We start from the raw sequence: 12433 nt of genomic DNA, 5'->3' as shown, positions 1-12433 counted from the left end.
CCGAATCGGCGGTCTCGACCGCCGGTCAGCCGTGCGGCGCAGGATGATCGCCGCAGACGGCGTTACAATTCACCCCTGCCCACCGCCACGGGCGACCGGACGACCGGTCGGCCGGGGACACGGGGGTTCCTCAACCACATCGCCCGGCGTGGTGCCCCACGCTGCGCCGGACGATCCCGGCCGTGCTCGCTCTTCGCCTCCGGAAGGTCATTCGTGACAGAACCCCGCCAGACCGGCGCCGACGTTCGCTCGCTCACCGACACCCTGATCGCCCACGCGCAGAGCGCCGGCGGCCAGCTCACGTCGGCCCAGCTCGCGCGCACCGTCGAGTCCGCCGAGGTGACTCCGGCCCAGGCCAAGAAGATCCTGCGGGCGCTCTCCGAGGCCGGGGTGACCGTGGTGGTCGACGGTTCGGCCAGCACCCGCCGCCGGGTCGCCGCCGCCCGCTCCGCGACTCCCGCCTCCCGGGCCACCACCGCCAAGACCACCAAGAAGGCGGCGCCGCCCGCCCCGAAGCAGGCAGCCGCCGCCGACGAAGCGCCGGCACCGGCACCCCGCAAGGCGACCGCGCGCAAGGCCGCCGGCACCACCGCCGACGTGGCCAAGGCCGTCGCGCCCGCCAAGAAGTCCACCCGGGCCACCAAGGCGACGGTGGCCGCCGCGACCGGCGCCAAGCCGGCCAAGGCCACCGGCAAGGGCGAGGGCGCCGAGGGTGAGGTCGACCCCGAGGAGCTCGCCGCCGAGATCGAGGACGTGGTGGTCGAGGAGCCGGCCGAGCTGACCCGGGCCGCCGAGGCCGACGCGGCGAGCTCGGCCACCGACAACGACTTCGAGTGGGACGACGAGGAGTCCGAGGCGCTCAAGCAGGCGCGCCGCGACGCCGAGCTGACCGCGTCGGCCGACTCCGTCCGGGCGTACCTCAAGCAGATCGGCAAGGTGCCGCTGCTCAACGCCGAGCAGGAGGTGGAGCTGGCCAAGCGGATCGAGGCCGGGCTCTACGCCGCCGAGCGGCTGCGCGCGGCCGACGAGGGCGAGGAGAAGCTCGTCCGCGAGATGCAGCGCGACCTGCTCTGGATCTCCCGCGACGGCGAGCGCGCCAAGAACCACCTGCTGGAGGCCAACCTCCGCCTGGTCGTCTCGCTCGCCAAGCGGTACACGGGCCGTGGCATGGCCTTCCTCGACCTCATCCAGGAAGGCAACCTCGGCCTCATCCGCGCCGTCGAGAAATTCGACTACACCAAGGGCTACAAATTCTCCACCTACGCCACCTGGTGGATCCGCCAGGCCATCACCCGCGCCATGGCCGACCAGGCCCGCACCATCCGCATCCCGGTGCACATGGTCGAGGTGATCAACAAGCTGGGCCGGATACAGCGCGAGCTGCTCCAGGACCTGGGCCGTGAGCCCACTCCGGAGGAGCTGGCCAAGGAGATGGACATCACACCGGAGAAGGTGCTGGAGATCCAGCAGTACGCCCGGGAGCCCATCTCGCTCGACCAGACCATCGGCGACGAGGGCGACAGCCAGCTCGGTGACTTCATCGAGGACTCGGAGGCGGTCGTCGCGGTCGACGCGGTGTCCTTCTCGCTGCTCCAGGACCAGCTCCAGCAGGTGCTCCAGACGCTGTCCGAGCGGGAGGCGGGCGTGGTCCGCCTGCGTTTCGGCCTGACCGACGGCCAGCCGCGCACGCTGGACGAGATCGGGCAGGTCTACGGGGTGACCCGGGAGCGGATCCGGCAGATCGAGTCCAAGACGATGTCCAAGCTGCGGCACCCGTCGCGTTCCCAGGTACTCCGGGATTATCTCGACTGATCAGCTCGCGTCAACTGATCGTGTCGTTTTGACCACCAGGCGTCAACGCCGGATGGTGATCAGGTGGTTGCACGAATGTGATCGTTGACGTGGCACCCTGGGTGCACGGCACACTGTCCGTGCCAGGTGTGACCTCGGTCCCCCGCGGGCACACAGGGAAGGCGAGGCCCTGCAAGGGTGTTGCACGATAGGTGACCAAGACCGAAGAGAGTGTTCATCGGTGACGACCAGAGGAGGAAGGCGATGACCCCGACCCTCACGCCGCCGCCCGAGACGGTGAGCCCCCCGGCCGCCGATGAACGGTGCGACCGCTGCAATGCCGCCGGCAAGCTCCGGATCACCCTCTCGGGTGGCAGTGAGCTGGTGTTCTGTGGGCACCACGCCAACAAGTACGCGGAAGATCTCGTGAAGATCACCGTACGGTTCGCGACGGACCCGGAGTTCACCTGGCGCGGCGCCGACCTGATGGCCAACTAGAACCCACGAGACACACAGCCGGCCGGAGGCCCCGCAAGGGCCTCCGGCCGGCTCCGTTTACCCCCACCCCCTCCCTCTCCCTCCCTCCCCCACCCACCCCACCCGCCTGACGCGGGTGATCAAGAGGTTTGGGCCACGATCGCCGACTCACCCCGACGCAAACCTCTTGATCAACCGCGTCGGCGGGGGCGTCGTGGGTGGGGTGGGTGGGGAGGGAGGGAGAGGGTGGGTGGGTGGGTGGGGAGGGTGGGTGGGGTTAGAGGGTCTGGACGGTGGCTATGCGTTCTTCGAGCTGTTCGATGGTGGCCTGGGCGCTGGGCGGGCCACCGCAGAGGCGGCGGAGCTCGGCGTGGATCTTTCCGTGCGGTTGGCCGGTGCGGTGGTGCTGGGCGGCCACCAGGGCGTTGAGCTGACGGCGTAGCGCGACTCGGCGCTGTGCGGCGTTCATCGGTGCCGGCGCGGGCGGTGCCGCCGGTTCGGCCGGTCGCTCGGTCGCGCAGCGCTTGCGGGCCGCCAGTTGCGCGGACTGCCGCTTGGACAGCAGCTCCGCCACCTGCTCCGAGGTGAGCAGCCCGGGCAGGCCCAGGTACTCCTCCTCCTCGGGGGTGCCGGCCTGGGCGGCGGTGCCGAACGAGGCGCCGTCGAAGATCACCTGATCCAGCTCGGCGGTGGCGGACAGCGCCGCGAACCGCTTCTCCAGCTCGCCGCTGGCCTGGTCGTCGCGCTGGGCCCGCTCCAGGAGGTCGTCGTCGAAGCCCTCGCGGTCCTTCGGCTTGCCGAGCACGTGGTCCCGCTCGGCCTCCATCTCGCTGGCCAGCCCGAGCAGGTGCGGGACGCTGGGCAGGAACACCGAGGCGGTCTCCCCCGGGCGGCGGGCCCGGACGAACCGCCCGATCGCCTGCGCGAAGTACAGCGGGGTGCTGGCACTGGTCGCGTAGACGCCGACGGCCAGCCGGGGGATGTCGACCCCTTCGGAGACCATCCGCACCGCGACCATCCAGCGTTGCTCGGACGCCGCGAACGTCGCGATCCGGGCCGAAGCGCCCACGTCGTCGGAGAGTACGACAGCCGCCTTCTCCCCGGTGACCTGCTCGATGAGCTTGGCGTACGAGCGCGCGGACTGCTGGTCGGTGGCGATCACCAGACCCGCCGCGTCGGGCATGCCCGCCTCGCGCAGCACGGTCAGTCGGGCGTCGGCGGCCCGCAGCACCTGCGGCATCCAGTCGCCGGCCGGGTCCAGGGCGGTACGCCATGCCTGGGCGACCAGATCCTGGGTCATCGGCTCGCCCAGCCGGGCCGACAACTCCTCCCCGGCGTTGGTACGCCACCGGGTCTCCCCCGAGTACGCCAGGAACAGCACCGGCCGCACCACACCGTCGCGCAGGGCGTCGCTGTAGCCGTACACCGAGTCGGCCCGGGACCGCAGCAGCCCGTCCCCGCCCCGCTCGTACTCGACGAACGGGATCGGGTTGTCGTCGGAGCGGAACGGCGTACCGGTCAGCATCAGCCGGCGTACGGCGGGCTCGAAGGCGGCCTTCACCCCGTCGCCCCAGGTGCGGGAGTCGCCGGCGTGGTGGATCTCGTCGAGGATGACCAGGGTGCGCCGGGTCATGGTGCGCCGCCGGTGCACGTGCGGCGCCATACCGACCTGTGCGTAGGTGATCACCGCACCGTGGAAGTCCGTCGACGAGTGCAGGTCGGCGTTACGGAACGCGGCGTCGAGCTGGATGCCGATCCGGGCCGCCGCGTCCGCCCACTGGGTCTTCAGATGCTCGGTCGGCGCCACCACGGTCACCGCCTCGACGGTGCCGTCCGCGAGGAGTTCGGCGGCGATCCGCAGGGCGAAGGTGGTCTTACCGGCGCCAGGGGTGGCGACCGCGGTGAAGTCCTCGCTGCGACGGCGTAGGTACTCCACCATCGCCTTGCGTTGCCAGGCCCGTAGGGGCGGGAACGTCTCGAGCGCCGGCGTCCGGGGTGCCACGGCTCGCTCCTCTCCGACCGCAGTGTCCCGACCGCAGGCCGGCGGACCCGGGCCGGGGGCGCGGTAGTCGCCCCACGAAAACGCCTCCGCGCAGAAGAAGCCGCGAAGGCCGACTCAGCATAACCAGGACCGGCGACCGGCCCCACGCGACGCCACACCGGCCGTCCGGTGCCCTTCGCCACTGCCCGGCCGCGACGGCCACCGTGCAGGTCGCGCGCCACGTCGGCCGCCGCACCGCGTCCGCGACGCCGCCCCCGCCGCGCCGGGACGGCCGGAGTGGCGGGGGTCACTCCGGCGGCGGCCCGGACGCCCCGGTACGGGGCGGGCGCAGTGTCGCCACCGGCGCCGACCACCGTCGCCGCAGCGCCACCAGACGTATACCGAAGACCAGCACCGCCGCGGCGGTGAGCGGGACCGGGCCGGTGCGGTCGAGGCCGTGCAGGACCGCGACCACGATCGCGCCGACAAGCGCCGCGAGCGCGTAGATCTCCCGCCGCAGCACCACCGGTATCTCACCGGTGAGCAGGTCACGGACCAGGCCGCCGCCGATCGCGGTGAGCATCCCGATCAGGCAGGCGCCGACGGCCGGCACTCCGGCTCCGAGCGCCTTGAGGGTGCCGACGACGGTGAACAGGCCGAGCCCGGCCGCGTCCAGCACCAGAACGGTGGTACGCAGCCGGGCGAACTGCGGGTGCAGCCAGAAGATCGCCCCGGCGGTCAGCGCGGCCGTGGTCGCGTACCGCCAGTCGCCAAAGGCCAGCGGCGGCGCCTCGTTGATGACCAGGTCACGGAAGATCCCGCCGCCGAGGGCGGCGACGAAACCGACGAAGACCACGCCGAACAGGTCGAGTCGCTTGGCGACCGCCGCAGAGGCTCCCGAGGCGGCGAAGACCGCGACCCCGGCCAGGTCGGCCAGGAGCAGGGCGGTGGAGGTGGTCACCGCCGCAGGTTACGCGGGCGTACGGGCGGTCGGCCCGAGGTCACTCGCGGTACGAGTCGTAGATCTCCTTGCACTTGGGGCAGACCGGCGAACCCTTCTTGGGGGTCTTCGTCACCGGGAACTTCTCTCCGCACAGCGCCACGACGAAGGTGCCCATGACGGCACTCTCGGCGATCTTTTCCTTCCGGACGTAGTGGAACATCTCCGGGCCGGTGTCGGCGTCCTTCAGCTCGGGACGCTCGAGGACCTCTGTGCTCACGTCTGCACCTCCGACCGTCAAGTCTGGCAGGTCACTGTGGCCCCGGTCCACCTGAGGTCACCGGGGTGGCGGCAGTACCGTGGGCGACTGTGACCGACTTTCACCTTCGCCACGGCACCGAGGTGGCCCAGGCGCTGCGCGAGCGGCGTCCTGTGGTCGCCCTGGAGAGCACCATCGTCTCGCACGGCCTGCCCCGGCCGGACAACCTTCGGGTGGCCCGAGAGATCGAACAGGCCGTCCGGGACGCGGGCGCGGTCCCGGCCACCATCGGGATGGTCTCCGGCGAACTCGTGGTGGGCCTCGACGACGCCGAGCTGACCCGGCTGGCCACCGCCGAGGACGTGACCAAACTCTCCGTACGCGATCTCGCGGTGGCCGCCACGACCGGCGCGGACGGTGCCACCACCGTGGCCGCGACCAGCGCGGTGGCGGCTCGGGCCGGCATCGGCGTGTTCGCCACCGGCGGCCTGGGCGGGGTGCACCGGGAGGCCGCGCAGACCTTCGACGAGTCCGCCGACCTGGTCACCCTGGCCCGGACGCCGATCGCGGTGGTCTGTGCCGGGGTCAAGTCGATCCTCGACGTCGGGGCGACGCTGGAGCGCCTGGAGACCCTCGGGGTGGCCGTGGTCGGCTACCGCACCCGCCGGTTCCCGGGCTTCTTCATCACCGACAGCGGCTTCGACCTGGACTGGTCGGTCGACTCGCCGGAGCTGATCGCGGACGCGCTGGCCGCCCGCGAGGCGCACGGCGTGCACCACGGTGGTCTGGTCGTCGCCAACCCGCTGCCGGTCGACGAGCAACTCGACCCGGACCTGCACGACCGGACCCTCGCCGAGGGACTGGCCCGGCTGGAGCGCGACGGGGTGAGCGGCAAGGCGGTCACCCCGTACCTGCTCTCCCACTTCCACTCCGCCACGGAAGGCGCCAGCCTGGCGGTCAACGTCCGGATCATCCTGCGCAACGCCGATCTCGCCGCCCGGATCGCGGTGGCCGCCGCCACCCGGCGCGACAGCGCCACGGCGTGAGCGGATCCGGCGTACGGACCGGCACCGGAGCACGCCGGGGCAGCGCCGCCGGCCGGGTGCTGGTCGTCGGTGACGTGATCACCGACGTGGTGGCGGTGCTGACCGCCCCGCTGGCGCGGGGCACGGACACGCCCGCGTCGATCCGGTTCACCGGCGGCGGGCAGGCCGCGAACACCGCCGCCTGGCTGACCACGCAGAGCGTGCCGGTGACGCTGGTCGGCGCCGTCGGCGACGACGCCGCCGGACGGGACCGGATCGCGGAACTGACCGCCGTGGGCGTCGACTGCGCGGTGCGGACGGTGGCCGGGATGGGCACCGGCACGGTGATCGTGCTGGCCGGTGGGGACGAACGCACCATGGTCACCGAGCGCGGGGCGAACGTGGGGCTGTGCCCCGAGCAGGTCGACGCGGCGCTGGCCGAGGCGCCGGAGGCGAGCCACCTGCACCTGTCCGGGTACACGCTGCTGGACCCGGAGTCCCGCCCGGCGGGTCGGCACGCGCTGGCCGCCGCCCGCGAGCGCGGCCTCACCACAAGCGTGGACGCGGCCTCCGCGGCGCCGCTGCGGGCCGTCGGTGCGGCGGCCTTCCTGTCCTGGGTACGCGGGGTCGACCTGCTGCTGGTGAACACCGACGAGGCGACGGTGCTGGCCGGCGGACTGGATCCGGCGGCCCAGGGACGGGCGCTGGCCGCCACCGCGCGACGGGTGGTGGTCAAGCGCGGCGGGGCGGGCGCCACCTGGGTCGAGCGGACCGGCACGCTCGTCACCTCACCGGCCCGCCGGGTGGCGGTGGTGGACGTGACGGGAGCGGGTGACGCCTTCGCGGCCGGGCTGCTCGCCGCCTGGCTGACCGGGGCGACTCCGGAGGCCGCCCTGAACCGGGCCACCGACCTCGGCGCGGCGGCGGTCTCCCAGGTGGGTGCCCGGCCGGTCGGCTGAACCGCTTACGACGACCAGTCCTGCCCGGGCCGGGCCAGTGCTGCCCGGGTGGGACTGCGTCAGGGCTCGGCGTCGATGACCTTGTGCGGCCGTTCCTCGGCGGTGAGGCTCATCGGCGGGGCCTCCTGCTGCTGCCGCCGTGCCGACCGGCCGATCAGCCGGTGCTGTTCCTTCGGCGGCCGGTCGTTGGCCAGCAGCACCGCGAGCCACGGGACGACGATCATGCCCAGCGCCACCAGCGGCAGCCAGAGCCAGAGCAGGGGTGCCCGCGTGCCGACCAGGATCGCGCCGGCGATCACGCACGCCACCCGGACGCCCATCATCGCGACGTACCGCCGCTGCCGGGTGGTGAGCTGGTCGTTCTGGCTGCGCGAGGCGTCGGTGATGAGGATCGGCCGGTACGCCTGATGCTTCACCGTGTACCTCCTCGAGGGGTCGCTCCCATCCTGTCACCTCGACCGGGCCCGCGACGACGTTCCTCGGGCCGTCGCCTCGCCCGGCCGCTCAGCCCCCGGTGGCCTTCGCCTTCGCCGCCGCCTTCTGCTGCTGCTTGTACTCCCGGACCAGGCGCAACGACTCGGCGTCGGTGACGTCGGCCACCGACCGGTGGACCTCCGGCTCGCCGTAGCCGCCGGCCGCCTCCTGCCAGCCCGGCGGCCGTACGCCGAACCGCTTGCCGAGCAGGGCGAGGAAGATCTGCCCCTTCTGGCGGCCGAAGCCCGGCAGGGCGGTGATCCGCGCGAGCAGCTCCGCACCGTCGGCGGGGTCGGCCCAGAGTCGGGCGGCGTCACCGTCGTACCGGTCGACCAGCGCCCGGCAGACCTCCTGCACGCGGGCCGCCATCGCCTTCGGGAACCGGTGCAGCGCCGGCGGCTGGGCGAAGAGGGCCACCAGCGCCTCCGGGTCGTACTCGGCGAGTTCCCGGGCGTCCAGGTCGTGACCGAGCCGCTGGGCCAGCACGTACGGCGAGGAGAACGCCTTCTCCATCGAGATCTGTTGGTCGAGAACCATCCCCGTCAGCAGCGCCAGCGGACTCTGCGTGAGCAGCCGGTTCGCCTCCGGGTCGATGGGCAGTGCGAGTGTCATGCCCCTCATCCTGCCCGCCCCGGCCGGCAGCAGGTGATCCAACACTCAGCTTGATTCCGGATTAGGTTAGGCTGTGCTAACTTCGGCGCTCGGTCGTCCCGGGCCGCAGAGGAAAGGGTTCATCGTGCTTCTCACCCGCCGTACCACCGGCGCGTTGCTCGCCGCCAGCTTGCTCACCGTCGGGCTGGCCGCCTGCGGATCAGGTGAGGAGGACGCGGCGGCAGACTCGGGCCAGTCGACCGACAAGTCGATCACCGTCTACAGCGGACGCAACGAGCAGCTCGTCAAGCCGCTGCTGGACAAGTTCACCGAGCAGACCGGCATCACCGTCAACGCCCGGTACGCCAACACCGCGCAGCTCGCCGCCCAGCTCGTCGAGGAGGGCGACCGGTCCCCCGCCGACGTGTTCTTCGCGCAGGACGCGGGCGCCCTGGGCACCGTGGCCAAGCAGGGCATGTTCACCACGCTCGCCGAGGAGACCACGGCGAAGGTGCCGGCGTCCTACCGCGCCGGCAACGGCCAGTGGGTCGGCGTGAGCGCCCGCGCCCGGGTGTTGGCGTACAACGCCGACCTGGTGAAGGCCGAGGAGCTGCCCGCCTCGGTGTTCGACCTGACCGGCCCGGCCTGGAAGGGCAAGGTCGGCGTCGCCCCGACCAACGCCTCGTTCCAGGCGTTCGTCACCGCCATCCGGGTGCAGCACGACGACGCCAAGGCCGAGCAGTTCCTCAGCGGCCTCAAGGCCAACGACCCGCAGATCCGCGACGGCAACGGCAAGATCCTCGAGGACGTCGGCGCGGGCACGATCCCGGCCGGCCTGGTCAACCACTACTACCTCGGTGAGATCGCCAAGGAGCAGGGCACCACGCCGGACGCGCTCAAGGTCAAGCTGCACTTCTTCTCCGGCGGTGACACCGGTGCGCTGGTGAACGTCGCGGGCGTCGGCGTGCTCAAGCGGGCCGCCGAGAACGCCGACGTGCAGAAGTTCGTGGACTTCCTGCTCGGCACCGAGGCCCAGACGTTCTTCGCCGAGCAGACCTACGAGTACCCGGTGATCGACGGCGTGCCGTCCCCGGCGTACGTGCCGGCCCTGTCCGAGCTGGCGGTGCCGCAGATCGACCTGAACGACCTGGACACCCTCGACGCCACCGTCACCATGATCAAGAACTCGGGCCTGGTGCCCTGACCGCACCACCCTCCGTCGCAGGGCCGTCCCGATCCGGGTCGGCCCTGTCCGGCGTACCCGGCGGGTTCCGGCGACTGGCGCCACGGCCGGCGTTGCTCGCGGCCTCGACCGCCGCGGTGGCCGTCGCCCTGATCCCGCTGGCCTACCTCGGGGTACGCACCGCCGAGGCGGGCTGGGACGCGGTCGTCGCCGAGCTGTGGACCGAACGGGTCGCGCTGCTCGCCCTGCGCAGTCTCGGACTGGCCGCCGTGGTCACCACGGCGTGCGTCCTGCTCGGCGTGGGCACCGCGTTCCTGGTCACCCGGACCGACCTGCCCGGCCGCCGGGCCTTCGCCGTGCTGGCGGCGTTGCCGCTGGCCGTACCCACCTACATCGCCGCCTTCGCCTGGGTCTCCGCGCTGCCCCGGCTGGAGGGGTTCTGGCCGGCGGCGCTGGTGCTCACCCTCTGCTCCTACCCGTACGTGCTGCTGCCGGTCGCGGCGGCGCTGCGCGGCGCGGACCCGGCGCAGGAGGAGGTGTCCCGGTCGCTCGGGCGCAGCGGGTGGCAGACCTTCACCGCGGTGACGCTGCGGCAGATCCGCCCGGCCACCGCCGCCGGTGCGCTGCTGGTCGCCCTCTACGTGCTCTCCGACTTCGGCGCGGTCTCCATCCTGCGCGCCGACACCTTCACCCGGGCCATCTTCGTCGCCTTCGACCTCGGCTTCGACCGGACCGGCGCGCTGGTGCTCTCCAGCGTGCTGGTGGTGCTCACGGTGGTGCTGCTGACCGGCGAGACCGCCACCCGCCGCCGGGGCGCCCGGTACGCGCGGCTCGGCGGCACCCGCCGTCCCGCACCCCGGCTGGCGCTCGGGTCGGCCCGCTGGCCGGCCATCGCCGTGCTGACCGGCGTCGCCGCGCTGGCGCTCGGCGTACCGGCGGTCAGCCTCGGGCGGCGGCTCGCCGCCGGGGTGTCCCGCCCGGGCGCCCTGCCCGAGGTGCTCACCGCCGCCGGGAACTCGCTGACCGTCTCGCTGGCCGGCGCCGCGCTCACCATGCTGCTGGCGCTGCCGCTGGGGCTGCTCGTCGCGCGGGCGCCGGGTCCGCTGACCACCGCACTGGACCGGCTGGCGTACCTGGCCCACGCCCTGCCCGGCGTGGTGATCGGACTCTCGCTGATCTTCTTCGGGATCAACGTGGCGTACCCGCTCTATCAGACCCGGTGGTTGCTCGCCCTGGCGTACGCGACGCTCTTCCTGCCGCTGGCGGTCGGCGCGGTGGCCGGCGCGGCCGCCCAGTCCCCCGCCGGCCTGGAGGAGGTGGCCCGGTCGCTCGGCCGTGGCCCCTGGACCGTGCTGCGCACGGTGACCCTGCCGCTCACCCTGCCGGGCATCGGCGCCGGGGCCGCGCTGGTCTTCCTCACCGGCATGAAGGAACTCCCGGCCACCCTGCTGCTGCGCCCCACCGGCACGGACACCCTCGCCACCGAGCTGTGGACGAGTACGGCCGTCGGCGCCTACGCGGCGGCGGCCCCCTACGCCGCGCTGCTGGTGCTGATCTCGGCGGTACCCACCTGGCTGCTGGTCGCCCGCAGCGGCCTGCTCGACCGGGAACGCGGCACATGAACGAAGAACGCACGCAACGAGAGTGGAGGGGTGGCATGAGTGTGGAGGGGTGGCATGAGTGAGGTCGTGCTCGACGGTGTGGTGAAGCGGTACGGGCGGGTCACCGCGTTGGCCGGCGCCGACCTCAGCGTGCCGTCCGGGCAGTTGACCGCAGTGCTCGGGCCGTCCGGCTGCGGTAAGACCACGTTGCTGCGCTGCCTGGCCGGCTTCGAGCGGCTCGACGGCGGCGAGATCCGCATCGACGGCGCGGTGGTCGCGGGCGGCGGTCGGCACCTGCCGGCGCACCGACGCCGCATCGCGGTGGTGCCCCAGGAGGGTGCCCTCTTCCCGCATCTGCGGGTCGCCGAGAACGTCGGCTACGGGCTGGACCGGGCCACCCGACGGACCGACCGGGTCGAGGAGGTGCTGGCGCTGGTCGGGCTGGCCGGGTACGGCGACCGGATGCCGCACCAGCTCTCCGGCGGGCAGCAGCAGCGGGTCGCGGTGGCCCGTGCGCTCGCGCCCCGGCCGTCGGTGGTGCTGCTGGACGAGCCGTTCAGCGCCCTGGACGCGGGGCTGCGCGCCGGGCTGCGGCACGACGTACGCGAGGCGCTGCGCGCCGACGGGGCGACCGGTGTGCTGGTCACCCACGATCAGGGTGAGGCGCTGTCGGTGGCCGACAAGGTGGTGGTGCTGCGCGACGGACGGGTGGTGCAGGCCGCCGCGCCGACCACGGTCTATCGGGAGCCGGCCGATCCCTGGGTGGCCGGTTTCGTCGGTGACGCGGTGCTGCTGCCGGCGATCGTCGAGAGCGGCACCGCCCGGACCGCGTTGGGGGTGCTTCCGGTCGCCGGTGCGGTGGCCGACGGGCCGGTCACCGTGCTGCTCCGACCGGAGCAGATCCGCCTGGCCGCCGGAGCGGGCGGGGTCACCGGCACCGTGCTGCGGCACGACTTCCACGGTCACGACGCGCTGGTCGGCCTGCGGCTGGGCGACGGTACGGCGATCACCGCCCGGGTGCTCGACGGCGCCGCCGTACCGATGGACGGCGAGGTCGGGGTACGGGTCGACGGCGCGGCGCGGGTCTTCCCGGTGGACGCCGACCGCCGGGCACCGGTCGATCTCGCCGCCTGACCTCGGCCGGCGGTCCGG

Annotated in this window: 12 protein-coding genes; 7 read left to right on the top strand and 5 right to left on the bottom strand. The window is 73.0% G+C overall.

The window, feature by feature from the left end:
- The first annotated feature begins 213 nt into the window (after positions 1-213).
- Both ACWDVW_RS04025 and ACWDVW_RS04020 read left to right on the top strand, forming a co-directional pair.
- Positions 214-1812: an RNA polymerase sigma factor gene (locus tag ACWDVW_RS04025; protein ID WP_449944507.1), complete on the top strand. Its 1599-nt coding sequence runs from the start codon at positions 214-216 to the stop codon at positions 1810-1812.
- A gap of 243 nt (positions 1813-2055) precedes the next feature.
- Positions 2056-2289 (top strand): DUF7455 domain-containing protein, encoded by a 234-nt coding sequence (locus tag ACWDVW_RS04020; RefSeq protein WP_117226588.1) that lies wholly within the window; start codon positions 2056-2058, stop codon positions 2287-2289.
- Between the two features lie 256 nt (positions 2290-2545).
- Here ACWDVW_RS04020 and ACWDVW_RS04015 read toward each other — a convergent pair whose 3' ends face one another.
- The 3 genes from ACWDVW_RS04015 to ACWDVW_RS04005 form a co-directional block, all read right to left on the bottom strand.
- Complete coding sequence (locus tag ACWDVW_RS04015) at positions 2546-4270, bottom strand: DEAD/DEAH box helicase (RefSeq protein ID WP_449944503.1); 1725 nt, start codon at positions 4268-4270, stop codon at positions 2546-2548.
- Positions 4271-4556: 286 nt separating this feature from the next.
- Positions 4557-5210, bottom strand: coding sequence for a trimeric intracellular cation channel family protein (locus ACWDVW_RS04010; RefSeq protein WP_449944501.1), 654 nt, complete (start codon positions 5208-5210; stop codon positions 4557-4559).
- A 40-nt stretch (positions 5211-5250) separates the two neighbouring features.
- A complete protein-coding gene (locus ACWDVW_RS04005) occupies positions 5251-5469 on the bottom strand; it encodes a DUF3039 domain-containing protein (RefSeq protein ID WP_449944499.1) in 219 nt (72 codons plus the stop codon).
- An 89-nt stretch (positions 5470-5558) separates the two neighbouring features.
- Here ACWDVW_RS04005 and ACWDVW_RS04000 point away from each other — a divergent pair, with 89 nt between their 5' ends.
- Complete coding sequence (locus ACWDVW_RS04000; RefSeq protein ID WP_449944497.1) at positions 5559-6494, top strand: pseudouridine-5'-phosphate glycosidase; 936 nt, start codon at positions 5559-5561, stop codon at positions 6492-6494.
- Positions 6491-7432, top strand: coding sequence for a carbohydrate kinase family protein (locus ACWDVW_RS03995; RefSeq protein WP_449944495.1), 942 nt, complete (start codon positions 6491-6493; stop codon positions 7430-7432). Before ACWDVW_RS04000 ends, ACWDVW_RS03995 begins: the two co-directional genes overlap by 4 nt.
- A gap of 59 nt (positions 7433-7491) precedes the next feature.
- Here ACWDVW_RS03995 and ACWDVW_RS03990 read toward each other — a convergent pair whose 3' ends face one another.
- On the bottom strand, positions 7492-7848 hold the full coding sequence (locus ACWDVW_RS03990; protein WP_396691590.1) for a DUF3099 domain-containing protein: 357 nt from the start codon (positions 7846-7848) through the stop codon (positions 7492-7494).
- Between the two features lie 88 nt (positions 7849-7936).
- Positions 7937-8518: an HhH-GPD-type base excision DNA repair protein gene (locus ACWDVW_RS03985; protein ID WP_431729042.1), complete on the bottom strand. Its 582-nt coding sequence runs from the start codon at positions 8516-8518 to the stop codon at positions 7937-7939.
- Between the two features lie 121 nt (positions 8519-8639).
- Between ACWDVW_RS03985 and ACWDVW_RS03980 the strand changes: the two genes are divergently transcribed.
- From ACWDVW_RS03980 to ACWDVW_RS03970, 3 genes are read left to right on the top strand one after another with little or no spacing between them, the layout of a single operon-like run.
- Positions 8640-9701 carry an iron ABC transporter substrate-binding protein gene (locus ACWDVW_RS03980; RefSeq protein WP_396745436.1) on the top strand — a complete coding sequence of 354 codons (1062 nt, stop codon included), beginning with the start codon at positions 8640-8642 and terminating at the stop codon, positions 9699-9701.
- Positions 9702-9745: 44 nt separating this feature from the next.
- Positions 9746-11302, top strand: coding sequence for an ABC transporter permease (locus tag ACWDVW_RS03975; RefSeq protein WP_449944864.1), 1557 nt, complete (start codon positions 9746-9748; stop codon positions 11300-11302).
- 54 nt (positions 11303-11356) lie between these two features.
- Positions 11357-12415: an ABC transporter ATP-binding protein gene (locus ACWDVW_RS03970; RefSeq protein ID WP_449944491.1), complete on the top strand. Its 1059-nt coding sequence runs from the start codon at positions 11357-11359 to the stop codon at positions 12413-12415.
- Positions 12416-12433 lie beyond the last annotated feature (18 nt).

It is taken from the genome of Micromonospora sp. NPDC003241, assembly GCF_053589795.1.
The sequence above is the reverse complement of the archived record's forward strand: the minus strand, read 5'-3'. Positions and strand labels throughout refer to the sequence as shown.